Source organism: Bacillus sp. ABA4_010, from assembly GCF_056159105.1.
Genome location: NZ_JBSWUN010000003.1, coordinates 2,212,875 through 2,239,111, shown reverse-complemented (window position 1 = coordinate 2,239,111; position 26,237 = coordinate 2,212,875). Strand labels below are relative to the sequence as shown.

Genomic DNA, 26,237 nt, shown 5'->3' with positions numbered 1-26,237 from the left:
ATGAGCGGCCCCTTTTTGAATATTTTGTTAACTAGAACGGGTATCGACCTGCTAAAATGTTAGTTTGAATTAAATGGCTACATTTTGGTTCTGGCTTTTCAGAAGAGATGGTGCTTGTCCATGAAGGAGTTCTGGATTTTGATGGACAGTTCCAATCACTTCGATTCGGCTAATTTCCTGAAACGTGAAATGCCGACTATCGTTTAAGCTTTGAATAACAAATTCTGATTTGAATCCGTTTGTTTGATAAATGACGATGCCGATTTCTTCATCATCGAGCTCAACGAAATGATTATCAGAAGCAGACTCGAAGCCATCCCAGCTAGGAATGTACATTTGCTTAAAGCCTTTTATAATATCTCCTTCATAAATTTCGTTGCCGTTGTGATCCTTCAGACCGATGAACTGCATTTTTATGTAGTTGTGATGATTCCAAAGGTCTTGTCCAAGTTCTGTGTATGCTGAGTCTTCCAGCATTCCTGGTGTACCGTTATACAATCCGTTTGTGTCCCAAACTCTAAACTTATTTTTTTTCATGATCACGACCCCTTTGTCCCCATGTTTGTAAAATATCCCCATGTATAAATTAATTTTAACATCAATATGAAAGGCCTGTCACTAGACGAAGATTGTCGAATGAGTCGACAAAAAATGAGGGTGTCAGAAAACGCCCCTTTTCTGACACCCTCAGCAACGTGGATTGGCACGAGTGAATTCCGTATGAAATAATAACCATCTATCTGCCGGCAGGGGGGGACTGAATAAGAAACCTTGAACTTCATCGCAATCGTGCTGCTGGAGAACCTCTAGCTGTTGAACTGTTTCGACCCCTTCAGCGATTACTTTTAACCCAAGACTGTGAGCCATGAGGATGATGGTTGTTGCAATGCTTTCATTATGTTTACTTGCTGTGATGTCATGAATGAAAGTTTTGTCTATTTTCAAATAGTCAATTGGAAAGGTTTTTAAATAATTGAGTGAACTGTAACCTGTCCCAAAATCATCAATGGAAATAGTGAGTCCAAGCTTTTTCAGTTCGTAAAGAAGTGGAGAAGCTGTCTCTACATCCATCGTCATGCTTTCAGTGAGTTCAACAATTAATTGTTGTGGGGCGATTTCTGTATTGGCAATAGTCGTTTCTATCATTGAAAGTAAATTAGGATGATAAAATTGGCGAATGGATAGGTTAACAGAAACGCTCATGGATGTGAGACCTTCTTTTTCCCATTTTTTTAATTGCTGGCAAGCTGTTTGTAACACCCATTCTCCGATAGGCACAATCAATCCAGTTTCTTCAGCAATCGGGATAAACTCAGCTGGTGACACCGATCCTAATTTTTTATTATGCCAGCGAATCAATGCTTCTGCCCCTTCTATTTCATTTGTTGAAAGGTTAATGATTGGCTGATAATGGAGTGTTAATTCATTTTGATCTACAGCTTTTCTTAGCTCATTTTCAATCTCCAACTTGCGATATGCTTGTTGATCTAAAGCAGCATCGTAAAACTGTACGTTATTTCTCCCTTTTTTCTTCGCCTGATACATGGCAGTATCTGCTTTTCGCATCAAATCCTCTGTACTGTTGCCATCAATAGGATACAGGCTCAGACCGATACTGGCGGTTGTGAAAAGTTCGTGGTCGTCAATGACGAATGGTTCGGTGAGCACATGTAATATTTGTTCGGCGGTTTGTTCAAGCTCTTGTTTGGACGTGTTTTTCAATAAAAGTGTGAATTCATCGCCACCTTGTCTTGAAATTATATCATTTGTTTTCAAACAGCTTTGTAGCCTTTGGGCCACTTCTTGGAGCAACTTGTCACCAATACTGTGTCCAAGTGAGTCATTGACTAATTTAAATCGATCTAAATCGAGATACATTAAGCCGAGCGTATGGTCGGTCTTATGTTCGAAGGTGGCAATTTCCTCATTAACCGCTTTGTCAAAAAGTCGTCTGTTCGGTAATTCTGTCAACGAATCATGAAAGGCCATAAAATTAACTTTTTCTTTTGCTCGGTAGTGTTGAATCGTCAAACTCGTTAAGTCAGTCGCTGTTTGAATCACTTTTATATCTCTTTCAGTCGGACTAGAAGGCTTGTCATAATACATGGCAAAGGTTGCAATGACATTTTTTTTATGGTCATAAACAGGGGATGACCAGCAAGCTTTCAATCCATGTGAAAGTGCCATTTCTTTATAATTCATCCATAGTGAATCAGTGCTAATGTCTGTAACGATAACAGGCCGTTTTAAAAAGGCAGCTGTCCCACATGAACCGACGGCCGGTCCTATAGTCGTTCCGTTTATATAGTCTATATATTCAGATGGTAAATGAGGAGCGGAGCCATGAACTAAATTCATCTCATCTTCATCAATGAGAAGGATGGAACATAAGCCTCCATTGGATACTGTTTCAATGAGATAGACGATGTTATCTAACACTTCATGAAAAAGTGCTCCTTTTGCAATCATTTCAAGCACGTTATTTTGTCCGCTTAACAACAATTCTAAATCATTTTTGTCGGTTATGTTTTTCGCGATGCCAACGACCCCACCAATTTCTCCGTCTATCACAATGGGAATGGCGGTAATCGATAAATCAATTCGTTTCCCATTTTTATGACGGATAACGGTTTCGAAATTTTCGCGATGTCCGTTAAGAATACGGTTAAAAAAATAAAGTGTTCGTTCAAGACAGTGTTCTTGAATTAAAGAACTAAACTTCATTTCCAGTGCTTCTTCTCTAGAATAGCCGATCATTTCAATAGCTGCATCGTTCAGCAATTGAAAGCGCCCTTGTGAATCAAGGGCATAACAAGCATCGTGATGGTAATTAAAAAATGATTGATATACATCAAAAAGAGATTCAAAATGAATATTAGAGGACATTTTTTCTTTTGCTCCCTTATGCATAAACGTAGTTATTTATAATAGTACAAAAGTTGTAGTTTTTAATCTACATCTATTTCAAGTAAAACATACTTTATCTTAAGTCTAATTTATGACAATGTTTCAATAAAATGTTATTTCTATTAATAGAGGGATTTCTTGTCATTTAATCATAGAAAGCGGCTGCTTTTGTCACGAAGACAATCAAGACGTCTGCAGGCACGTTTGATAATGGGATAGAAATTAAACATTATGACGGTTATTATTACTATGTACAAGGTTTAGCTTTGATTTTGAACGTTATTGCTCATTATGTTTGAATATAATATAATTGCTTCGAGCCTACCCCAATAGGAGGTTTAAATTTCAGAAAAGTTTAAATTTTAAGTGTGCTAAAAAGGTATGGTTTGTATGTAGAAAGTCGATACATGCCAGCTATTTTTATTAAAGGGGCTGAGAAAAGCTTATATGAAATTTACGACAAAACTTTATGCTGGATTGGGTGCTATATTAGTTTTAGCCCTTGTTTTATTAGTGTTACTTATGAATATACTTGATCAACAAACGGTGAAGGTTAATCTCGTCGTGAAGGAATTGTCGGAAAGGGTTAAAATGGCTTCTACTATTCAGTATGAGATGGTGAATTTGGATCGAGAATTAAAAGAGCTGACATCCAACCCTCCTGATGACCTCATTCAGACCATTCAAAACGATATGGAACAGTCTAAGTTAAATATTTCAAAAGCGGTCGAATCGCTGGAGCAGGCGGACACAAGAGAGAAGTCTCAAGAGTTGATTCGGACATTTAAAACCCTCTACGACATCCATGATCATATGTCACAGGAAGTCATTATGCTTCAACAAATCGAAAACGATGCGAAGCTTGAAAAATTGTTATGGTATGATATGGAACAAAATCAAGAGCGTATTCAGCAAATAGCAGGTTTGCTTTATAATTTGCAAGATCAGAGAATGAAAGACGAACTTTATCGAAGCCGTGATACACATAATTTGGCTGTTCGAATGACTTATACATACGCGATTGTGGCTTTTTTAATTGGCTTGCTTATTGCGGTGACTTTAATTAAAAATATGACTAAAAACCTTAATCGGGTCGCGTCTGTTATGACGGCGGCCGCTTCGAGCGAAGGTGGTCGTTTGCCGCGCATAGATATAACGTCAAAAGATGAAGTTGGTGCGATTTCTGAAGCTTTTAATGGGATGGCTGAGTCGTTAGAAAGATATGTTGACCAGGAGAAACAGTTAAAAGAGAAAGCAGAAGAACATAGTTGGATTCAATCTAACATTGCTGAAATCGCGGTCGCTTCTACGGGAGTAGAAAATTTACAAGCATTAGGCGAGGTTTTAATTAAAAAGCTTGCGACAATGTTTGGAGCACAATGTGGCATTTTCTACCTTAAGGAAGGGAAAGGAAGAGAGCAGCGCTTAGAAAGGTTAGCTGCTTATGCTGTGTATTACGAAGAAGCGAGAGTAAATTCGTTCCGTTTTGGAGAAGGGCTTGTAGGACAATGTGCAGTTGATCGTGAGCCCGTAGTGACGACCTCTATCCCTGATAACTATTACATAAAAGTTGCTTCTGGAAGTGGGATGGCCGCTCCGAAGCATGTGACGCTTTTGCCTGTAATGTTCGAAGATGAGGTACTAGGTGTAATCGAATTAGCTTCATTTCAATCATTTACATCGCTTCAACAAATCCTGCTTCATGAAGTTATGAACCATATCGGAATAGCTGTTAATAGTATGATTAATCATATGAAAGTTCAAAAACTTTTGCAAGAGTCGCAAGTATTAACAGAAGAATTGCAAAGTCAATCCGAAGAACTGGAACTACAGCAAGAGGAGTTAAGAGCGGTTAATGAAAAATTAGAAGAGCAGTATGAAACCTCCGAACAGAAAAAGCAGGAATTAGAAAAAATCAGTTTAATTCTTGAAGAGAAAGCACAACAGCTTGAACTTAGTTCCCGCTACAAGTCGGAATTTTTAGCTAATATGTCACATGAACTTCGAACACCGCTCAATAGTTTGTTGATTTTGGCTCAGATGCTTGCTGAAAATCGACATGGTAATTTGACGCGTAAGCAAGTGGAATATGTGCGAACCATTTATTCATCGGGCAATGATCTTTTATATTTAATTAATGACATTTTAGATTTGGCGAAAGTAGAGTCGGGAAAAATGGAAATAGTGCCAAGTGACGTGAAGATTTCAGACATTGAACATTTTATCCATCGGAATTTTTCTCATCTCGTTCGGCAGAAAGGGTTGCAGCTGAACATTCAACATGATTCGAATTTGCCAGAGGCTTTGTATACAGATGTGCATCGCCTTGAGCAAATTTTAAAAAATCTATTATCTAATGCCATTAAGTTTACAGAAAAAGGGAGTATTTCTTTTCATATTCGTAAGGCGACTAAAGAGGAAATTCGTGAACAGATTGTGGTAGATGGAACAGCGCCTGTACTCGCTTTCGCTGTGATGGATACTGGAATTGGAATTTCAAGAGAAAAACAGACAATGATTTTTGAAGCGTTTAAACAGGCAGATGGGACAACGAGTCGCAAGTACGGCGGTACAGGACTAGGGCTTTCGATTAGCCGAGAGTTAGCGGAACGTTTAGGCGGATTTATTGACGTCGATAGCGAAGAAGGTGTCGGAAGCGCATTCACTCTATATTTACCAAACTATCAATCTAAAGCACAAATGGAAATAGAGGCTTTTGGATTAGAGGCGGCAGCTGGGTATGAGGAAGAGGAGAATGTGTCGACAGAGCAAGTCGAACAGCTTACACAGCCGGTAGAAGAACAAAGTCTTGATTTTCATGGCCAAACTTTACTGAAAGGAAAAAAAGTTCTCCTTGTAGACGATGATATGCGCAATATATTTGCGTTAACCACTTCTCTTGAGGAATGTGGCATCCGTGTTCTGTTTGCGGAAAACGGAAGGGAAGGGATAGAGGCACTTCAGGAGAATCCGGATATCGACCTTGTTTTAATGGATATTATGATGCCGGAAATGGATGGACTCGAAGCCATTCAAAAAATTAGAGCGTTGCCGCCGTTTCAAGCATTGCCAATTATTGCGCTGACAGCCAAGGCGATGAAACAAAATAAAAAGGAATGTTTGGAGGCTGGGGCTTCGGATTATATAAGCAAGCCAATCAATTTAGAGCAGTTATTCTCGCTTATGCAAGTATGGCTGTATAGATAGGTGGGAATCGTCATTACAGGTTTAGCAAGTATTAGAAGGAAAGAGACTGATGAATTAGAGAGGATTGAAACGGAATTATTATTAGAGGGCATTTACCGTTATTACGGTCTGGATTTTAGAAACTATGCTTTCCCATTTGTTCAAAGAAGAGTTTGGCACCGTATTCATGCTGAGAAGCTGACAAGTATATCAAGTTTACAAGAGAGAGTTCTTCATGATTCTGCCGTTATGAAAAAGCTTTGTGCCGATTTTTCGATTAATGTTACCGAAATGTTTCGAGACCCTTCTTTTTTTCTGGCGCTTCGAAATCAAGTTATTCCGCTTATGAAGAATTATCCGTATATCCGCATTTGGCATGTTGGCTGTGCTTCAGGAGAAGAAGTGTATTCGATGGCCATTCTTTTGCTGGAAGAGGGATTGTATGATAAAGCAAGAATTTATGCTACGGACATGAATGCTAATATTTTAGAGCAAGCCAAGCAAGGTGTGTTTTCTTTAGAGCGCATGCAAGCATATACAAAAAATTACTTTCAGGCAGGTGGAAAAAGAGCCTTTTCAGAATACTATATGACAAAGCAAGAGCAAGTCGTTTTTCATCCCTTTTTAAGAGAAAATATAGTATTTGCTCAACATAACTTAGCAATCGATCATTCATTTAATGAGTTTCATATCATCATTTGCCGAAATGTTATGATTTATTTTAATAAGAACTTGCAAAATCATGTGCACGATTTATTGTGCGAGAGTCTTAGTTTAGATGGGTTTCTTTGCTTAGGGAAAAGAGAGGGGGTTCAGTTTACAAAAAATGCAGACTTTTATGAGGGATTTAATCCAGAAGAGAAAATCTATCGTAAGCGGAAACGATGATCGAAAACAGCAAAAAGTCAATATTTTGATGGTAGATGATCGTCAAGAAAATTTACTTGCTTTGGAGGCTGTTCTCATGTCTCCACAATATCGTCTAGTTAGTGCCAGCTCTGGCGAAGAAGCATTAAAATGCGTGTTAAAAGAAGAATTTGCCGTTATTTTGTTAGATGTGCAAATGCCGGGAATGAATGGGTTTGAAACAGCTAAACTCATTAAAGCGAGAGAAAAATCAAAAAATATTCCGATTATTTTTATTACAGCAATTAGTCAAGATATGGAGCATGTATTGCATGGTTATTCGGTAGGTGCGATTGATTATATTTTCAAGCCTTTCCATCCAGAATCGTTAAAGAGAAAAATTGAACAGTTTGTCAAAATTCATCAAAATCATGAGCAGCTGATGATGGAGAAAGAATGGGAACGGACACTTGAGCTTGAAAAAGTGAGTCGGAAATTGGACAGAACATCCTTCACCTTGCGCAAGACAGAAGCCTTGAATAAAGTCATTAGCGAAACGTTGATGGATGCTATTATCACGCTGGATGCAGAAGGATATATTTTATCAACGAACCCTTCTGTTGCACGAATATTTGGCTATTCTCATGGAGACTTGTTTGACCAGCATGTCACAATGTTGCTTCCAGATATAGAAGAAGGCGGAAAGGCTGTATTTAAAGGGAGAGTGATAGAGACGTTTGCTGTACATAAAGACCGGCGTCTTTTGCCTGTGGATATCCAAATTGGAGAAACGATGATTGAAGATCATCAAATTTTTGTTTATTCCATTAGGGACGTAACAGAGCGAAAACAAATGGAGAAAGTACAAAAGCAGCAATTCTATCATCTGGAAAGGTTAGTGGAGGAGCGAACGCTTGAGATTTCGGCAGCAAATACAATGCTGAAAAAAGAAGTGGAAGAGCGGAAAAAAATAGCGGAAAACCTTCTTGTGTCAGAGGAATGTTTTCGAAAAGTATTTCAGTCTAGCCCTTGTTTGCTTGCCATTCGTTCATTAAAGGATGGGAAGTATATAGATGTCAATGCCAGTTGGTTGCGTCATACAGGTTATGGATATGATGAAATAAAAGGTAAAGAATTAGATATCGTGGAGATAATCTCATACTTCAATGGACAGACTATCCCTATTTTGGAATTGGAAGAACCTGCACGGAACGAGAAAATTCGGTATGTAACGAAGGATGGAAACAAGAGAGACGCTTTACTATCAACAGAGATTATTGATCTTCAAGGGGAAGCATGTTTTCTTATTTCAATGACAGATGTGACAGAACAAACGCTATTAGAGAAAGAAATCTCTCGACTAGACCGGTTGAATTTAATAGGGGAGATGGCAGCGGGCATTGCCCATGAAATTCGAAATCCAATGACGACAGTGCGCGGGTTTTTACAAATGGGAAAGCATAGTGACCATGAGTTGTTGCCGGAGCATATTGAATTGATGATGGACGAGCTGGACCGGGCCAATGATATTATTAAGGAATTTTTGAATTTAGCTAAAAATAAGACAAGTGAGAAAGAGAAAAAGAATCTTAACGGCATTATTGAATCGTTATTTCCGTTACTCCATGCAGAAGCACTGCTGTCGGGGAAACATGTTTTGCTGGAATTGGGAACAAGCCATGAGCTATATTTAGATGAAAAAGAAATTCGGCAGCTTGTGTTAAACCTTTCTCTAAATGGACTTGAGGCGATGTCTCATGGGGGGACGCTTACAATTAAAACGTATATGGACGAGCAAGATATTGTGCTAGAAATTAAAGATGAAGGCAGTGGCATTCAACCAGAGGTGATAGATAAAATTGGTACGCCTTTTTTCACAACAAAAGAAAATGGAACAGGCTTAGGCTTAGCTATTTGCTACAGTGTAGCTGACCGTCATGATGCCGCCATTAAGGTGAAAACAGACGAACAAGGAACCGTCTTTTCTATTCATTTTAAGTGTTAGTATTAGTAAGGGGAGGTAGAGAGTGTTGAAGAAACGTCCGTTGCTCCCTCTTATAGGCGGCGCTGTGCTTACATTCGTAATAGTGGCATGGGTTAGTACCATGTTGTTAGGGAAGGAGGACCGCCCTAAAGTTGCCGTCGTCTTGAAAACAGATAGTGAACAATATTGGAACATGGTCGCAACAGGGGCGCGAAAAGCGTTTGCAGATTTTGGAGTAGACGGGGAAGTTATCACAGCTCCTTTATATAGTGAAACGGAACAACAGCTTAAAATGCTCGAGAAAGCCCTTGCTCAAGAGCCGGATGCTCTAATTGTCGCTCCGAATGAAGCATCTGTTATTCCAATGTTGGAGGAATATACGAAAAGAGGCATTCCCGTTTTTTTAGTTGATACGAACATTGAATGGGACAAAGAAGTATCGTTCATTGGGACGGATAACTATGTATTAGGAAAAAGATCGGCAGAATTGCTCATTTCTACACTGCAGCCTGGAGACAAAGTCGTCATTTTAACTGGACATGAACATAATCCGGTGATGGATGAACGATTAAAAGGGGCAAAAGAGTCGTTTCAGGCAGCTGGAATGGAGGTTGTGGTGGAACAACATGATGTAGGAGGAATCCGCTCATCAGAGCTAGCAATGGAAGTCCTTTTAAAAACGACACCTGACATTGCCGGTGTATTTGCAAGTAGTGATGAGATGGCATTAGGTGCGTTGGAAGCGATAAGAGAGCAGGATAGTCTAATTCCGGTTACAGGAACAGACGGCATTATAGATATGTTAAAGCTCGTTCAACAAGGAGAAATGGATGCGGTTATTGCCCAAAACACGTATGATATGGGATATATGAGTGTAGAACAGGCGATAAGAGCAATTGAGAAAAAATCTGTCAAAAGAAAAGTGGATGTCGGGATTGATATCGTTACAGAAGAGAATGTACAAGAGCGAATTAATTTTTGGACGAACATATCAGATAAACCGTAATAGCATTTACACGTTTTCTCGATGAATGAGAAACTAGTCAATAAAGGAGCCTGCTGCTTCGAGAGAGAAGTAGCAGGCTCCTTTATTTCATGCTGCATGAACGGACGGTAAAACCCTTACCGATGGAAGTTTCCTTTATGCGTGAAATTTATCGTGGATTCGCTTAATCGCTTCTGCCAGTAATGGAGCTACTGAAAGGACGGTGATTTTTTCGTTGCTTTTTTCTTCTGGAAGAAGAATGGTGTTTGTCACAACAAGCTCTTTCACTGGAGATTGGACAATCTTTTCAACTGCTGAACCTGATAGTACACCGTGTGTGAAACAGCCGTATACTTCTTTTGCACCATGCTCTATTAAAACATTTGTAGTTAAAAGTAAGTTTTCTCCTGTATCTACCATGTCATCAATGATAATGGCAGTCTTACCCGCTACTTCTCCAATGACATTAACGGTTTTGGGCTCATCGGGAGCATATGTGCGTCGATCCATGAAGGCGATGGGCACGTCAAGGCAACTAGCCATCTTCCGTGCTCGAAGTGCCCCGCTATTATCAGGTGCTACAACCACGACATCTGACAAGTTTTTGTCGTTGAAATGAGAGGCTAACGTTTGGATGGCAGACAACTGGTCAACCGGAATATCGAAAAAGCCTTCAATAGAAGATGAATGTAAATCAATAGTAATGACTCTTGTTGCTCCCGATGTTTCTAATAAATCTGCTATTAATTTAGCTGTGATAGGTTGTCTAGCCCCAAGTTTCCGATCTTGTCTCGCATAACCGTAATACGGAAGCACTACGTTGATCGTATTAACGGAAGCTCTTTTTAACGCATCGATCATAATAAGCAGCTCCATAATATAGTCATTGCCAGAACCTGCTATAGACTGTACTAAGTATGCATCACAGCCTCGAATACTTTCTTCAATATTTAATTGAATTTCTCCGTCGCTAAACCGCCTGATGGAGCTTTTACTCATAGGGATGTCGAGTAAATCAACAATTTCTTGTGCAAGCTTCGGGTTTGAGTTTAACGCAAACACTTTAGTGTTTGTATCTAGCGCAGTCATTGTTTGTCACCTCTTTATTAATTTTCCTTTCATTTTTAACTTTAATCATAATATGTCCTTCGCTTCTTTCATACTCTTTTCCTGTCGAAAAACAAAAAAGTAGGAAAATACGGTGCGGAAGGTAAGGTAGTAATAATGAAGGGGATTATGTGAGTATACCTGTTTCAATGAAAATAAGCAAAAATTTCGAAAATAATGGCACAATTTGTATATTTTTGTTGAAATGTAATCGAATTGTAATATAGGGAGTGCTTTTTTTCTTCGTATCTCATGGTATAATTTTCAAGGGACAAGGCCTGTTGATGCAGGGACCTATCCTTTTATCGATAGGAATATAATTGTACACGTAATAGATAAACGAGATAGAGAGATTCACGGCTTGACCGGAAGAGGAAAACGGAGGATACAAAGTGTTAAAACGTAAAATCATTTTATTTAATACAACTTTAATGCTTGGGCTAGGGAGTGTCATCACTGCTCCAGCTGCTCAAGCAGAATCCATTCAAAACATGACACAAAAGAAACAATCCATTCAACAACAAAGAGAAGAAACACAATCAAAAATACAGCTTGCACAAGAAGAGATTAACCGTCTTCAAGAAGAGCAACAAAAAATGTTGGAGCAAATTAAACGACTGGATTTAGCCTTCAATGAAAACAAACTGAAAGTAGAAGAAACGCAAAAGCAAATAGATCAAACAGCAAAAGATATTCAAAAGCTGGAAGAAGAAATCGCTTTATTGCAACAACAATTCGATCAACGTTATGAGTTGTTGAAAGAACGTGTCCGCTCCTTTCAAGAAAGCGGTGGAAATGTAAACTATTTAGAAGTATTGCTCGGCTCTTCAAGCTTTGGCGATTTTATTGAACGAGCAGTTGCGGTTAGTACCATAGCAAGAGCTGATCAAGAGATTTTAACGGAAACACGTCAAAACCAACAAATCCTAGAAGAAAAACAAGCATCTGTCGAAAAAAAATTGAAAGATTTACAAGAATTAAAAACAGAGCTTGATGGCATGATGGCTCAATTAGAAGAGCAAAAGCTGCAGAAAGATACGTTGATGGAAGAGCTCAAACAGAAAGAGCAGGAAAATATCAACTTAAAGGCAGAGCTTCAGAAAAAAGATGGCAACCTTGCTTTTGAAGAATGGTCTGTTCAACAAAATATTGAACAAGAATTACAACGAAGCATCAGTGTAGAATCAGCAAGAAGACAAGCTTCTCTGAACGGGGCGAATGCGGATGAATACGCAGTGGCAGTCAGTGGAAACATTCAAGATGTAGTGACGGTCGGAAATAAGTGGATTGGCAATTCTGCCTACGTATTTGGTGGTGGAAGAAACCAGTATGATATTGCTAACGGATTATTTGATTGTTCGTCCTTCGTCCACTGGGCGTTTTCACAAGTTGGGGTGAAACTTGGATCGTTAGGGTCTGTAAATACAGAAACGTTGAAACGGATGGGGTCACAAGTATCTGTTAATGAAATGCAACCAGGAGATTTGGTATTCTTTGATACGTATAAAAAGGACGGACATGTGGGGATTTATGTCGGAAACGGGAAATTTATAGGGGCACAAAGCTCTACAGGTGTAGCAATTGCTGATATGTCCAGCGGATACTGGAAAAACAAATTCAACGGCCGAGTGAAGCGAATTTCATAAGATGTTTGTCGACAACGATAAAGCATCTACCAAAAGCAGACATTCCAACCTTCTATGGGGTTGTCGTCTGCTTTTTTGTGCAGAGGGAAAGCCCGCTTGAAAATGGTATGAAATATGTAATCTGTGCTCGTGAGGGGCTTTGAAGGCTTGATATATGTGTGAAGTTTAAAGTTGTGATATAGTAAGTAGCGTGCTGATTCATTCATTATATTTATGAAAGAAGGAGCTTTATGCTCCAAAGTGACATCCTTAGTCGGATGTTTATTTTTGTTAAAAATCATTAGGAGGAACAGATGAGAATAGTTTTGTACTTATTATCCATTGTCATGGCCAATTTTGTGACAGCAGCTTTTGCGCCGCTTCATGTCGGCATGTTCATTATCCCAATGGGGACGTTACTAATTGGGGCAACTTTCATTTTACGCGACCTTGTTCAAAATAAATACGGGCGAAAAAACACGTATATCATTATTGGAGGTGCTTTACTGTTATCTGCCGTGGCATCTTATTTACACGGAGATACGCTCCTCATTGTAGCCGCTTCGGCAATTTCGTTTGCCGTCGCTGAAACGACAGATACTGAAATTTACTCTCGGTTAAAATTGCCGATGGCTTGGCGCGTATTTTACAGCGGACTTGTCGGCGGATTTTTAGATTCGGTCATCTTTGTCGTGATTGCTTTAAGCCCGTTTGGCGCAAACTTTTTACCGTGGGAAGCGGTACCTGCCGCCATTATCGGTCAGGTAGTAGTAAAAACGATTATCCAAGGAGCGGGAGCGGCGATTTTGAATTATGTGATTAAGCCTACTGACAAAAAACTGGCCTTATAGTGAAAGGGTCTATACGATAAATGTGAGACATGTTCAAAAAAGGTTAGTTTGCTAAGACTATTTGAAGAGAATGATGTTTTCTTTTCGAGTAGTCTTTTTTTTATTTCGTAAGTTGATGGAGGTTCACCTTAATAATTCCGCACATCTTCATTTAATCGAGAAGTATCATAATGGCTACTCCAGATAACGTAAGTTTCCCTTTAAAGGTTCATATACGGATTGACGATGACTAAAGTTCAAGTGGTGATAGCTGAACTTTTGGGAAATAATACGAGGGAAGGAAGTGAATGTTTCATGTGGCGACAATTGCAGGACAGTAAAAAAATTGGTATTCGCATTGTTTTCATTTACAGCTTAATTAGCTGTTTATGGATTATTGGCTCTGATTACATTTTAGTTTATTTAGAGCTTCCCCCATACAAATGGATTGATACAATAAAAGGCTGGCTATTTGTGTTGGTTAATGGCGTTCTTTTGTATCGTTTAATTAAACGAAACGTCGAAAAGGTACAAGAGAAAGAACATCGATATCGAGCATTAGTAGAGAATTCATTTGAAGCTGTCCTTATTTTAATTGATTATAAAATTGTTTATATCAATAAAGTCGGATTAAAACTGCTTGGTGCAGAAAAGGAAGATGAGGTGGTTGGAAAGTCGATGTTTCAATTTGTTCATCCAAGTGACAAGAGCAAAATGATAGAGAAAATGAACAATGTAAAAATCAATAACAACATTTTTACGGGAAAATATATTCGACTAAACGGTGAAGAATTATATGGTGAAAGTGTCAAGTTTCTAATTAAATTTAAAGGAGTACAGGCTATTCAAGTTCTGTTACGGGATATTACAGAACGAAAAAGAGCAGAAGAAAAAATTCATCACCTTGCTTATTACGACCAATTGACGGGTTTGCCAAATCGAAATTTTTTGAATCAGGAGCTTGATCGACTTTTAGAAACAACCAACTTTCAGCAGCAAAAGGGGGCCGTTCTCTTTATAGATATGGACCGCTTTAAAACGATTAACGACACACTAGGTCATCACATCGGAGACCTTATGCTTATAGAAGTGTCTAAAAGGTTGCGAAAGTGTGTTGGGGAAGAAGGATTTGTGTCGCGGATGGGAGGGGATGAATTTGTTATTTTACTTCCAGACAGTGACCGTCCAGAGGCGGAAGAGATAGCGAAATGTCTGATTCAAGCATTTATGAAACCGATGAGTTTGGGTGGATTTGATTGTTTTTCTACGCCAAGCATTGGAATTAGTGTGTATCCAACAGATGGGAATGATGCCGCCTCGCTCATTAAATATGCAGATGCTGCTATGTACATGGCAAAAAGGGAAGGACGCAACAATTATCAATTTCATCAAAAAGAATTGAATATGGAGTCTGTACATAATTTAATGATTGAAAAAGGGCTAAGAAAGGCAGTGGAGCAAAATGAGTTTGAACTTTGGTATCAGCCGCAAGTAGATTTAGTCACAGGAAAAGCCATTGGAGCAGAAGCCCTTATTCGGTGGCATCATCCTCAATTAGGAATGATTATGCCAGTACAATTTATTCCATTAGCCGAGGAAGCGAACTTAATTTCTCGTATTGGCTGTTGGGTGCTGGAGTCAGCTTGCCGTCAGTTAAAGTTGTGGCATGAAAAGGGAATGACGGACCTGGTGATTAGTGTCAACATTTCGCCATGGCAATTCCAAGATTCGACATTCGTCACTTCTGTCATCAGCATACTAGAGAAAACAAAACTTCATCCACATTCTTTGCACCTTGAGATCACAGAAAGTGTCTTGCAAAATATTGAAAAATCCATGGTTACCTTGAAAGAACTGAAAAAAAGAGGTGTGAAAATATCCATTGATGATTTCGGGGTAGGCTATTCTTCTTTAGGTGTATTAAAGCAGCTTCCAATTGATAGTTTGAAAATTGATAAGTGCTTTATTGATGATATTAGCAAACCCGATGAAGTAATTTTAAAGTCGATTCTTGATATGGGCAATTACTTACATTTACAGATGATTGCAGAAGGAATTGAAAATAATGAACAGCTACAATTTTTGAAGCGTCATCACTGTCCAAGCGGACAAGGTTATCTTTTCAGTAAACCGTTGCCTGCACAAGAAGCAGAGCAGTGGTTGGAGAGAACATATAATGTGGATTTATAGCGAAGTCCTATGTATTTAATGTATTTAATCGATTTAAGCAAACTCACAACTAAATAAAAAATACTTAACGAACATCCCTCTTATTCGTTATAGTTAAAGGAAATGGAACTGTATGAAAAGGGATGAGCGTGTATGGAAGAAACGAAGGTTAAAAAGAGAACAGGAAAATTGAAGCGTGAACGAGAGAATCCGAAAGAGGAAAATGCAGATCTTAGTAAAGATTCTAGCTCAAAAAATGAGCGGAAAAAAGCGTCTCCACCAAAGAAGAAGCCGGCGAAGAAAAAGAAAAAGCGAAAGGCGCAAGAAAGCATACATATTGCTAGAGTGGTGAGGTCATCCTTTCTAATTTTAGTCGGATTGTTCATTGTATATGGGTACTATTTACAAACTGAAGGAGTGCTCATTGAGGGAATTGTGAATATTTGGCGTGAGTATAAGCCGATGTTGCTTTCGGTTGCTAGTTTTATTATTTATAGCGTGCTGCTTTTTTATATGGGAGTAAGAAGAGGTCGGAAGAAATAATGGCCTACAATTGCCACATACAATCGGTCTTATTTACCGAAAAATAAATAGTATCGCTCAACACGGGGCAGTCCAATAAGTCTCAAAATATTTAGGGAAATGATTGTTTTTCTGTTTATGCAAAACCGTAATATTCCTGGGCTTTTGTAACGGTCCATTTTGCAGGGGGTGTCTGAAAAGAGATGGTTTTCCTCTTTTCAGACACCCCCGTATATCATTATTCTGTCTTTACAGTTTTTTGCTTTTTCCGTCTTTTGTACCTTCAGGCGTAAGTACTTCAGGTTGACGTCGGTCTTCTTTCGTACCATAGTGAAAATTCGTTAATTTCCCTGTATCCTTTGGTTGAAACGTTTCGTTTGTTGCCATTTTGATTCCTCCTTATTAGTTGATAACTACCATCATTAGTGTGCTCACTACAATGTGCTATCATGTGTTTCGTTGTTCGCTTTCATCACGTTCTTGCTTTAGTCCGGATCCAAATGGATTGGATAGGCGTAAGTCATCGCCTTCGGACAGGGAGTCTATATGAATAAAGTCTTCGCGAGCCCCTTTTTCACTTGCACGCTTCATTTCTGCTGCTGTTAAATCAAAGACATCTTTTTTCATTTTCACCACCTCACTTATAGTTTTCTTCTTGAGAAGGACCTTATGCATGTCTAATTAACAGGGAGTAAGCGTTCATTTCAAAAAAGTAAAGACATACTATTGGTTGAAACGCTATGTTGCACCTTCTTCCTCTGTTAGTGGTCGTTTATTAATGAAATGAGAGAAACTTGTTTCAAAGGTGGTTTTGAATGATCTCATTGTTTAGCTGAACATGTTGTTCGTTTTGAAGGAAGATGTTTTTAGTTGACAGCCAGACGGATTTCACGGTATGATTACCTCAAATAATAGAACGTTTTCTCCAAAGGGGAGTAGCTGTCACAGTAAAGTCGTCATGACGGGATGAAAATCCCCGGCTTTGCTGGCAATGTTGATTGTTAGCGAGACCTTTGCCAATGTATGTTGGTAAAGGTCTCTTTTTATTTAGCACCTTTACCAACAAAATGGTAAAGGTGCTTTTTCTGTAGAGGGAGTAAACGCTCTTTATTTAATTGAAAATTTCTTCTATTTCATTTTAATATTTTATTAATGGTGTAAGCGAAACAGAAAATACAAACACGAAGGTGATGAAGGATGCGAAAAACAATTAAATTTTCATTAGAACAGCTAGTATTAGAAAATAAAAAAGAGATTATGAGCAATGAAGCGGAGATGAAAAAAATCGAGAAGCGAATTGATGACAAACATTTAAAACTTTCTAAGTAAAAAATAGAGACTGTTTATTTATTGAGCTGCAGCATGTTTTGCAGCTTATTTTATTGAAGGAAAAGGATAGGCAAGACAAATAAAGGATCGTTGCGATATAATAATATACTTGGAGTATTATAAACTACATATTTGACAAATTGAATCAAGGAGAATGGAAAGAAGATGGATTTATGGATGATAGTAAAAGCAATCATTTTAGGCCTCGTGGAAGGGGTAACAGAATTTGCTCCTGTTTCATCAACCGGCCACATGGTCATTGTGGATGATATGTGGCTTCATTCCCAACAGTTTTTAGGGAAATATACAGCTAATACGTTTAAAATAGTGATTCAACTCGGTTCGATTTTAGCAGTCGTTCTCGTTTTTAAGGACCGTTTCATTGATTTACTTGGATTAAGACATCTTAATAGAAAGATGGATCGCCCTACAAATCGTCTTAAATTGACACAAGTCATAACAGGATTAATCCCTGCCGGCGTTTTAGGAGTATTATTCGAAGATTACATTGATGAGTATTTGTTTTCGACGGCTACCGTATTAATTGGTTTAGTAATTGGAGCCGTGTTCATGATTTTAGCTGACATCTTTCGTGCAAAAAGTCCGAAGGTGGAAACAGTGGACCAAATTACGTACAAACAGGCATTGGCAGTTGGACTGATTCAATGTTTTTCATTATGGCCAGGATTTTCAAGATCAGGTTCAACGATTTCAGGCGGTGTGCTGCTTGGGATGAGCCATCGGGCAGCCGCTGACTTTACGTTTATTATGGCCGTTCCTATTATGTTTGGAGCAAGTTTGCTGTCACTACTGAAAAATTGGCAATACTTCAGCCTTGATGCGCTCCCATTTTTTATCGCTGGTTTTGTGAGTGCTTTTTTGTTCGCTTTAATCTCAATCCGTTTTTTCTTGAAATTAATTAATAAAATTAAACTTGTGCCATTTGCGATTTATCGCCTGATTTTAGCGGGATTGATTTATGTTGTTTATTTTTAATAAGATTTAATTCCAAAAGTAACGCTCGATAAAAAGATGACTCCCGTACTTATATGGAGTCATCTTTTTATCGCCTTTTATAGTACAATTCACCATCATATGGTAAAATAACCGTCGAACGGAAGTCTTTTCCTTTTAGTCGCTAACCAGTTTGAGTGGAAGCAGATTGAGAAGGAAAAAGATATACATAGTAAATCAATTTTAGAAAAGGAAGTGCTGAAATGATAGGGACATTGAAAAACAAAAGATTTCGATTGAGTATCGTCCATCTTTCCCTTATTGTTGCGTTAGTATTAGGAGGGTGTGGGACAAATGCAAGTGAGCCGGCACCTGCTCAAAATACGAAAAAAATTGAAGTGGAACAAAATCCTGTTGTGACAATTACGATGGAAGACGACCGAGAAATCAAAGCAGAGTTATATCCGCATATCGCGCCAAATACGGTGTTAAATTTTGTTTCATTAATTCAAAAGGGTTTTTATGATGGTTTAACGTTCCATCGTGTAATTCCAGGATTTATGATTCAAGGTGGTGATCCGGAAGGAACTGGAGGAGGTGGACCTGGCTATTCTATCCGCGGTGAATTCAGTTCCAACGGGTTTGAGAATGATTTGAAGCATGAAGAAGGTGTTCTTTCCATGGCGAGAACGAATGACCCGGATTCGGCAGGATCGCAGTTTTTCATTATGACTGAAAAAGCCGAGCATTTGGACGGAGAGTATGCAGCGTTCGGGAAAGTAATAGAAGGAATGGACGTTGTGAAACAAATTGTAGAAGTTGAGCGTGACGGACAAGACAAGCCATTACAAGAACAAAAAATGAAAAAAGTGACAATCGAAACATTCGGCGAGGAATATGAACAGCCGGAGATCATTGAATAGGTGTTTGTGCTGAGACTAACAAAGGCTATTCAACGGTAGTCTAGAAGCCTGTTTGAAGAAACTTCTCCAAACAGGCTTTTTGCATATTTCTACTATACAAACCTCATCTCTATTGTGGGGAATAGATGAGGAGAGGAAAAGCATAAATTTGGATGTTGTCGTGTACATAGATAGAGCAGAAAAGAAAGACTGCAAATGCTGTGTTTTGAATGGTACGCTCATAGTAAGTTTGAAATTCTTTACTGAATTAAAGGGGTGATTTCATTGTTTATTAAGTTTTCTCAAGAACAGAAGAGCCGAATGATTGAGGATATCCAGCGCTTTTTCGATGAAGAAAGAGGAGAAGAGATTGGGGAACTCGCAGCAGAGAATGTGCTGGAATTTGTGAAGGAGCATCTCGGTCCTCATTTCTATAATCAAGCGATCAAAGATACGAAAGCTTTAGTGGAACAACATATGTTGTCTTTGGAAGAAGAGTTGTATACGCTCGAACGTCCAATTAAAGGATGAAGAATAGAATGAATGATAAGGAAGGCTCCTCTTGAATCAAAACAGAGGGGCTTTTTTCATGCAATGTAATAAGAACTAGCGCTCGAAATGTCATTCCGAGCGCTAGACGGAGACAAACAACAAAAGAAATTTGAAAAAACTTGTCAACTTTTCATAAGCTCGTTCGTTTTATAGGTGAAAAAGGAGGAGAGCTTTTGGATTATGAAGCGATGCAGCCACTCTTGGAAGAGAAGATGAAAATGATTTATAAATACTTGATCAAGATAGGGGCCAATTCGACTGATGCTGAAGATATTGTTCAGGAAACCGTTTATAAATTTTTCCTTTATCTTGAGTCAATTGACTCGGAGAAAGCATCTAGTTGGCTGTTTCGAGTGGCTGTGAACCATTACTATGATTTGTGCCGTAAGCAAAAACAGAAGGGGAATGTCTCGATTGAAAATTTTTCTTTTCAAGATGAAGCCCTGTTGCCGGAAGAGTACGTTGGAAAGGCGGAGTTAAAGGAGGAAATTCATCGTGTTTTAAATCAATTGAAACCGACGTACAAACAGCTTCTAATTTTAAAATATGAACTGGAATTCAGTTATGAGGAAATAGCCGCCATGTTGGATTTTAAAATGTCGACTTTAAAGACGTATTTATTTCGAGCAAGAGAGCAATTCAAAGAAATTTACAGGAGGGAAATGAACGATGAGTGATTTTCAAAATGATGAAAAAGAATTAGATGGTTTATTTGGAGAAAAAGAGAAAGTGAATAAATCACATTTATTTCAAAAAACGGTCCAGAAAGCGAAAAGAAAAGTGTTCATCCGTACAGTACTTATTTCAAGTGGGATTAGTGTACTCATGATTGCTTTGTTATCGATGGGATGGTTAGCAATGATGAGGATTAACGAATCAAAAGCGGTACGTGATATTAATTTATTCAGCGAGATTACGGGACCAAATGTTCATGATGCAGGGTATCAACATATAAAAAACGGTTTATTTGACGGAGTTTTATATTTTAATACTTATAAAATTATTGGGGACGTTGCAGTGGATTGGAGTGATGATACGTTTAGATACAGTCTATTTGGAGGGGTAAGTCGATTTACCGGAAACCATTCACCTATTCAAGTTTTGAATCAAGCAGACGGTCAGAAAAGGTCATACAATCGCGACACAAAAGAGCGATTGATGGAATTTTACCATCCGGAAGTGGCGTATGAATTTTTACGGAATGACCTCGCTGAACTAGAGTCGATACCTGAAAATAAGATGATGGAAATGGCTATTTCTTTTAACCAAGCCTACTCTCCAAAAGAAGTTCGTGAATTTTTGCCAGATACGCTTTCTCTTCAATGGTACTGGGCAGATACGTATTCAAATTTATCCACTTTACAGGCAGTTGAAATAGAGGAGGGAGATGGAACAAAATCTGTAATTCCTGCCCATCCTGAACTGGCAGGGGAAGTATATGGATTTGATGAAAAAGAAGCGGGAGAGCAAACGAGTGAAGAGTTCTTCTTGGAAGCGCTCGAAGAAGGAGCGGCTATAGAGGACGGAAAATATTACGGAGAATTTAAACGGATTTTGAACTATGTAGGTGGAACGTCCCCAAATAGCAGTCCTGAAAAGGTAAAAGTGCTTGGAGTTGTTGTAACAGGTTCTCCTTCAGAATTGAAAGCATTGCAAAATATGAAGCAAGTTCGTGCGTCATCATTGGGAGTAATTGTTGACAAATATGAATAACAGATAAAAGGCTGCCATTTTCCGTTTTTAGCTATAAACAGGAGAATGGCAGGTTTTTTATTTTATGGTTGGCAAGAAAGCAGGTACTGCGGTAAGATAAAGGTTGAATACATACAGAACTGTCATATTTCGGCCCCTTATGCGGCAGAGGCATAAGGGGCCGAAATGCAGGATAAAGTTTGGGGGGACAGAAAGTGAAAAACAACTTATTGACAAGAATTTTGATTGCCTTTGTGGCCGCTATCGTGTTTGGAGCATTGATGGGACCGGGCAGCGAAATCGTCAAGCCACTTGGTGATCTATTTTTAAGGCTGATCAAGTTCATCATTGTTCCATTAGTGCTCTCATCACTCATCGTAGGGGTAGCAAGCACGGGAGATGTAAGACAACTTGGCCGAATGGGCGGAAAAACGGTTGCATACTATTTATTTACGACAGCTATCGCCGTGTCCATTGGACTATTTTTAGGAAATACGTTTTCTCCTGGTAAAGGACTGGACTTAAAAGTAGAAGAGGTGGAAATGGAGGCTGCAGAAGCACCTGGTTTAGTAGAGACACTACTTAACATTGTGCCGACGAATCCGTTTGCTGCTCTTGTAGAAGGAAATATGCTTCAAATTATCTTTTTTGCCCTGTTTTTAGGAATTGGGATTGCGTTACTTGGAGACAAAGCGAAAACGGTTTATAATTTCTTCAATGAATTTGCGGAACTCATGTACCGAATTACAAGTATTGTCATGAGTTTTGCGCCAATCGGTATTTTCGGATTAGTCGCTCCGATTGTCGGACAATACGGTCTTTCTGTTTTAATGCCGTTGGCGAAAGTGATTGCGGCGGTTGCTATTGGTGCTGTAATCCATGCTATTATTGTGTACTCACTTAGCGTAAAAGTATTTGCCAAAATGAGTCCTATTCGCTTCTTTAAAGGGATTGCTCCTGCTGGCCTTGTCGCGTTTAGTACAAGCAGCAGTTCTGGTACACTTCCTGTTACAATTAAGAACGTAGAAGAAAACCTCGGAGTTTCCAAAAAGGTGAGCAGTTTCGTTCTGCCGCTTGGCGCTACCATTAATATGGATGGAACAGCTTTATATCAAGGGGTATGTGCCCTTTTTGTTGCTCAATTTTACGGTTTGGACTTGACGCTTGCTCAGCAGGCAACAATTGTTTTAACAGCAACACTTGCTTCTATTGGAACAGCTGGTGTTCCTGGTGCAGGATTAATCATGCTAACAATGGTATTATCAGCTGTGAATCTTCCTTTAGAAGGAATTGCTTTAATTGCCGGCGTTGACCGTGTTCTAGATATGTTCAGAACGTGGCTTAATGTGACAGGTGATGCTTCTGCTGCCGTTATTGTTGCAGCTTCAGAAGGAGAGTTAAAAGAAACAGATGACTTGGCAAAAGCATAAAAGGGGCTGCTCTGGCAGCTCTTTTTATCTTTTTTTCCCTTTTTTTCACAAAAACTAAGTAGAAATAGCGCCGTTGTTGTATAGTATAAGGAAACAAATTTTATGAATAGATAGGAGAAAAGCGATGAAGGCAGAAAAGGAACAAGATCAGCTCAAACTCACTCTATCGCAAGAAGAGTATACGCGATTGGTCGAATTAGCTTTCTTAGGCAAGTGGATGGCCAATTCAACCTACGGAGAAGAGGCAGAAGGCAATCCTTATCATGAGATAGAACAAAGCTTGTTTAATGTGTCTCGTCTTCTTGATGTGCAAAAGCATTTTGAACATTATGAAGTGCATTCGTTTTTTACGCAAAAGCGTGAAGATCAATTAATGAAACTTGTTGATACATACGACCAAGAAGCACTTTGGATGACATTGGCGAGTATGCTCGCGCAAAGGGATGTGCATCGAGCAATGACAGAGGGTGAAACCTTTTCAGTGAGCATGATGGAAGAGATTGTGCGAAGAGAGCTTGAATATAGTGAAGAATTCGAAGAGCATGGATTAAAGAACGTGGAAGTGAAGAAGAAGTAAAAAGGATGGGGCTAGCTAAAAAGAGGAAAATCATTCGTTTAGCTAGCCTCATTTAAGTAGACCGTTACCAAAAAGGGAGAAAAACATCATCGAATGCATTATCAATCGGTTGTTCGTGATTATGTTCCATCAGGTTACCTCCAAACTATCATGTCCTTCTTTGTTCGGTAAAAATCGTTTGGTCAAAAGAGCTCTTTTTGCATATAGCTCCTTTTGTTTGTGTAAAGTATGATAATTAAGAAAGTAGGCTGAACGAAATAAGCTAAGATGAAAGTATAAGGCTGCTTTGGCAGCTTTTTTTTTCATGAAATAAGTGACGATTCGTTATAACTGACGAAAAGTGTTGAAGGTTTTAGTACCAGGTGATAATATTAGATGATATGATAGAAGGAAGAAGGGTGGTTCATAATCGTGAAATCACAAGCAAAAATAACGGCATTTGGGACGTATGTTCCAGAACGGAAGTTAACGAATGATGATTTGCAAAAGATGGTCGATACAAATGATGAATGGATTGTAAAGCGAACAGGAATGAAAGAACGAAGAATTGCAGGGGAGCATGAGTCAACGGCTACTTTGGCTATTAAGGCAGTTGAAGAGTTAGTGAAAAGAAGCGGTCAGCAACTAGAAGGAGTGGACTGTATCATTGTCGCCACCACTACAGCTGATTATGCGCTTCCAAGCGTGGCTGCTCGAATTCAGCATCATTTTCAAATTCCTCATACCGCATCATTTGATTTGAGTGCAGCCTGTGCTGGTTTTACATATGGATTACATGTAGCAAATGGTTTAGTCTCATCGGGGCTTCATCAAAAAGTGTTAGTCGTCGGCGCAGAAGCGATGTCTAAAGTAATTGATTATGAAGATCGTGCCACATGTATTTTATTTGGAGATGGGGCAGGAGCGATGCTCGTAGAAAGAGAGGAAGAAAATCCAAGCTTTCTTGGTGCCCATCTTGAAACGGAAGGTTCAGGTGGCATTCATTTATATCGCACGCTGACAGAAGAGACTATGGACGGAACGCCACTGCAAGCACATGGAAAGATGGTACAAAATGGCCGAGAAGTGTATAAATGGGCGGTACGTTCTGTTCCTAGAGGGATTGAAGAGTTGTTGCTCAAAGCAGAAATGAGTAAATCGGATGTTGATTGGTTCATTCCTCATAGTGCGAATTTACGGATCATTGAATCCATTTGCGAGCGAACAGGATTATCACTCGAGCGAACCCTTACAAGTGTAGAGTACATGGGGAACACGTCATCAGCATCAATTCCATTAGCGCTCGATAATGGAATAAAGGAAGGGAAGCTTGAAAAAGGTGATGTTCTGTTAATGTATGGCTTTGGCGGGGGATTAACACATGCCGGATTGTTAGTCAGATGGGATGTTGAATAATCATTTTTAGTGCCTGCATCGTAAAGGTTTGTTGGGCAAGAGGAACGTGTTAATATATTAATGTGTACTGAATGGCGAAAAAGGGTATTTTCGTCATTCAGCCCTGCTTGCTTAACTATTTTTGAAAGCGCTTTACCGATTGTGTATCATTTACGAGAAAAGAAAAAAGGAAAATGGACAATTGTCACGAAGTACTGTAACGTACAAACCATGCAGGAGTGGAGGGGTATTATGCCTTATTATGCAGCAATATTATACATGGAAAAGCCGGAAATCAATCAAAAATATCGTCCTCAGCATTTAGAATATTTAGAGATGTTAAGTGAACAAGGAAAAATATTTGCGAAAGGACCGTTTGTGGACGGATCAGGAGGGCTTGTCGTATATAAGGCGGATTCGTTAGAAGAAGCGAGACAACTAGCTCAAAAAGACCCTTACATTGTAGAAGGGGTACGAAGATTGGAACTGCACGAGTGGAGCATTTGATTTGTTTATGGGGAAAATTTTTCTTTCGTCAATTTGAACACATGCTTATATTGCAAAGAAATTGGGTAAATCACTAACAACAAAGCCTTTTAAGTATTCGAGGAGGTAGAAGTGATGATCCTTATATATGGAAGTATTGTGTTAGTTGTTATGGCTCTTATTTATTTAGCTTATACCGCTTTTCGAACATTCCAAAATATGAAACCTGATTTAAAAAGAATGGATGAAGTAACAGCGCGAATTCAACAAAAAGCGGATGTGATAAGCGGGGAAGTAAACATGCTGACAAAAAAACAACAGGAAATTCAAATGAATCTTGAGCACCAAAAGCAAGTGACAACTGCAGTAGTAGAAGCGGCCAAACAAACACCGCTGTTATTGAAAGAAGTGTGGGACCAAGGGAAAGATGTTCGAAACCCTCGGCGTATAAAAAGAGCACCTACATCTCAAATGGGCCAATTTGGAGAAAGGATTTTGACATTATTAGAGAAGAAGTACAACATGAATCTATTGAAATAAAGGGGTGCTGTCTGAAAAGAGAAAAACTACCTCTTTTCAGACAGCACCTCAAAAAAAAGGACCATTACGTAAAGCCAAATGTTGCAGTAGGGATATTCATGTCCAGTAGGTTCTTTGTTTCCGTCGTTAATTTCAAAATTTGCAAATTGGCTCACTTCGATGTACGTAATCGTTTCTTCTTAGATTGTGTCATGCAGATAGCTTCTAGCGCAGAAAACGGCCTCTAACGAAAGATAAACT

Annotated in this window: 24 protein-coding genes; 19 read left to right on the top strand and 5 right to left on the bottom strand. The window is 38.9% G+C overall.

The window, feature by feature from the left end:
- Positions 1-69: 69 nt before the first annotated feature.
- Positions 70-537: a YopX family protein gene (locus tag ACXAEO_RS12430; protein ID WP_474881373.1), complete on the bottom strand. Its 468-nt coding sequence runs from the start codon at positions 535-537 to the stop codon at positions 70-72.
- A gap of 150 nt (positions 538-687) precedes the next feature.
- Complete coding sequence (locus ACXAEO_RS12425) at positions 688-2,886, bottom strand: sensor domain-containing phosphodiesterase (protein ID WP_474881372.1); 2,199 nt, start codon at positions 2,884-2,886, stop codon at positions 688-690.
- Positions 2,887-3,354: 468 nt separating this feature from the next.
- On the opposite strand from ACXAEO_RS12425, the gene ACXAEO_RS12420 reads away from it, so the two are divergent.
- From ACXAEO_RS12420 to ACXAEO_RS12405, 4 genes are read left to right on the top strand one after another with little or no spacing between them, the layout of a single operon-like run.
- Positions 3,355-6,114 carry a response regulator gene (locus ACXAEO_RS12420; protein ID WP_474881371.1) on the top strand — a complete coding sequence of 920 codons (2,760 nt, stop codon included), beginning with the start codon at positions 3,355-3,357 and terminating at the stop codon, positions 6,112-6,114.
- Positions 6,115-6,981 carry a CheR family methyltransferase gene (locus ACXAEO_RS12415; protein WP_474881369.1) on the top strand — a complete coding sequence of 289 codons (867 nt, stop codon included), beginning with the start codon at positions 6,115-6,117 and terminating at the stop codon, positions 6,979-6,981.
- A complete protein-coding gene (locus ACXAEO_RS12410; RefSeq protein WP_474881367.1) occupies positions 6,932-8,944 on the top strand; it encodes a response regulator in 2,013 nt (670 codons plus the stop codon). Before ACXAEO_RS12415 ends, ACXAEO_RS12410 begins: the two co-directional genes overlap by 50 nt.
- A 22-nt stretch (positions 8,945-8,966) precedes the next feature.
- Entirely contained in the window at positions 8,967-9,929 is a 963-nt protein-coding gene (locus ACXAEO_RS12405; protein ID WP_474881364.1) for a sugar ABC transporter substrate-binding protein, read from the top strand.
- Between the two features lie 135 nt (positions 9,930-10,064).
- Here ACXAEO_RS12405 and ACXAEO_RS12400 read toward each other — a convergent pair whose 3' ends face one another.
- Complete coding sequence (locus ACXAEO_RS12400) at positions 10,065-10,997, bottom strand: ribose-phosphate diphosphokinase (protein WP_474881363.1); 933 nt, start codon at positions 10,995-10,997, stop codon at positions 10,065-10,067.
- A gap of 410 nt (positions 10,998-11,407) precedes the next feature.
- On the opposite strand from ACXAEO_RS12400, the gene ACXAEO_RS12395 reads away from it, so the two are divergent.
- From ACXAEO_RS12395 to ACXAEO_RS12380, 4 genes are all read left to right on the top strand, one after another.
- Complete coding sequence (locus ACXAEO_RS12395) at positions 11,408-12,661, top strand: coiled-coil domain-containing protein (RefSeq protein WP_474881361.1); 1,254 nt, start codon at positions 11,408-11,410, stop codon at positions 12,659-12,661.
- A gap of 293 nt (positions 12,662-12,954) precedes the next feature.
- Positions 12,955-13,491, top strand: coding sequence for a VUT family protein (locus ACXAEO_RS12390; RefSeq protein ID WP_474881359.1), 537 nt, complete (start codon positions 12,955-12,957; stop codon positions 13,489-13,491).
- Positions 13,492-13,785: 294 nt separating this feature from the next.
- Entirely contained in the window at positions 13,786-15,660 is a 1,875-nt protein-coding gene (locus ACXAEO_RS12385) for a putative bifunctional diguanylate cyclase/phosphodiesterase (RefSeq protein WP_474881357.1), read from the top strand.
- A 132-nt stretch (positions 15,661-15,792) separates the two neighbouring features.
- Positions 15,793-16,182 carry a hypothetical protein gene (locus ACXAEO_RS12380; protein WP_474881354.1) on the top strand — a complete coding sequence of 130 codons (390 nt, stop codon included), beginning with the start codon at positions 15,793-15,795 and terminating at the stop codon, positions 16,180-16,182.
- A gap of 228 nt (positions 16,183-16,410) precedes the next feature.
- Here the strand turns inward: ACXAEO_RS12380 and ACXAEO_RS12375 are convergent, their stop codons facing one another.
- Positions 16,411-16,548 (bottom strand): hypothetical protein, encoded by a 138-nt coding sequence (locus ACXAEO_RS12375; protein WP_474881352.1) that lies wholly within the window; start codon positions 16,546-16,548, stop codon positions 16,411-16,413.
- A 60-nt stretch (positions 16,549-16,608) separates the two neighbouring features.
- A complete protein-coding gene (locus ACXAEO_RS12370) occupies positions 16,609-16,788 on the bottom strand; it encodes a hypothetical protein (protein WP_474881350.1) in 180 nt (59 codons plus the stop codon).
- A gap of 570 nt (positions 16,789-17,358) precedes the next feature.
- On the opposite strand from ACXAEO_RS12370, the gene ACXAEO_RS12365 reads away from it, so the two are divergent.
- The 11 genes from ACXAEO_RS12365 to ACXAEO_RS12315 all read left to right on the top strand — a co-directional run bounded on the left by ACXAEO_RS12365 (position 17,359) and on the right by ACXAEO_RS12315 (position 25,997).
- Complete coding sequence (locus ACXAEO_RS12365; protein ID WP_474881348.1) at positions 17,359-17,490, top strand: FbpB family small basic protein; 132 nt, start codon at positions 17,359-17,361, stop codon at positions 17,488-17,490.
- 165 nt (positions 17,491-17,655) lie between these two features.
- Positions 17,656-18,486 carry an undecaprenyl-diphosphate phosphatase gene (locus ACXAEO_RS12360; protein ID WP_474881346.1) on the top strand — a complete coding sequence of 277 codons (831 nt, stop codon included), beginning with the start codon at positions 17,656-17,658 and terminating at the stop codon, positions 18,484-18,486.
- A gap of 221 nt (positions 18,487-18,707) precedes the next feature.
- Entirely contained in the window at positions 18,708-19,367 is a 660-nt protein-coding gene (locus ACXAEO_RS12355; RefSeq protein WP_474881344.1) for a peptidylprolyl isomerase, read from the top strand.
- Positions 19,368-19,631: 264 nt separating this feature from the next.
- The gene (locus tag ACXAEO_RS12350; protein ID WP_474881342.1) at positions 19,632-19,877 is read left to right on the top strand and encodes a DUF2164 domain-containing protein; all 246 of its coding nucleotides are present in this window, start codon (positions 19,632-19,634) and stop codon (positions 19,875-19,877) included.
- 194 nt (positions 19,878-20,071) lie between these two features.
- The gene (locus tag ACXAEO_RS12345; protein ID WP_474881338.1) at positions 20,072-20,575 is read left to right on the top strand and encodes an RNA polymerase sigma factor; all 504 of its coding nucleotides are present in this window, start codon (positions 20,072-20,074) and stop codon (positions 20,573-20,575) included.
- Complete coding sequence (locus tag ACXAEO_RS12340; protein ID WP_474881336.1) at positions 20,568-21,611, top strand: anti sigma factor C-terminal domain-containing protein; 1,044 nt, start codon at positions 20,568-20,570, stop codon at positions 21,609-21,611. Before ACXAEO_RS12345 ends, ACXAEO_RS12340 begins: the two co-directional genes overlap by 8 nt.
- Positions 21,612-21,805: 194 nt before the next feature.
- Positions 21,806-23,020: a dicarboxylate/amino acid:cation symporter gene (locus tag ACXAEO_RS12335; RefSeq protein WP_474881333.1), complete on the top strand. Its 1,215-nt coding sequence runs from the start codon at positions 21,806-21,808 to the stop codon at positions 23,018-23,020.
- A gap of 124 nt (positions 23,021-23,144) precedes the next feature.
- Positions 23,145-23,597 (top strand): hypothetical protein, encoded by a 453-nt coding sequence (locus ACXAEO_RS12330; RefSeq protein ID WP_474881331.1) that lies wholly within the window; start codon positions 23,145-23,147, stop codon positions 23,595-23,597.
- Positions 23,598-24,008: 411 nt separating this feature from the next.
- The gene (locus tag ACXAEO_RS12325) at positions 24,009-24,992 is read left to right on the top strand and encodes a beta-ketoacyl-ACP synthase 3 (protein ID WP_474881328.1); all 984 of its coding nucleotides are present in this window, start codon (positions 24,009-24,011) and stop codon (positions 24,990-24,992) included.
- A 231-nt stretch (positions 24,993-25,223) separates the two neighbouring features.
- Complete coding sequence (locus tag ACXAEO_RS12320; protein WP_474881325.1) at positions 25,224-25,478, top strand: YciI family protein; 255 nt, start codon at positions 25,224-25,226, stop codon at positions 25,476-25,478.
- Between the two features lie 114 nt (positions 25,479-25,592).
- Positions 25,593-25,997, top strand: coding sequence for a hypothetical protein (locus tag ACXAEO_RS12315; RefSeq protein WP_474881323.1), 405 nt, complete (start codon positions 25,593-25,595; stop codon positions 25,995-25,997).
- Positions 25,998-26,237 lie beyond the last annotated feature (240 nt).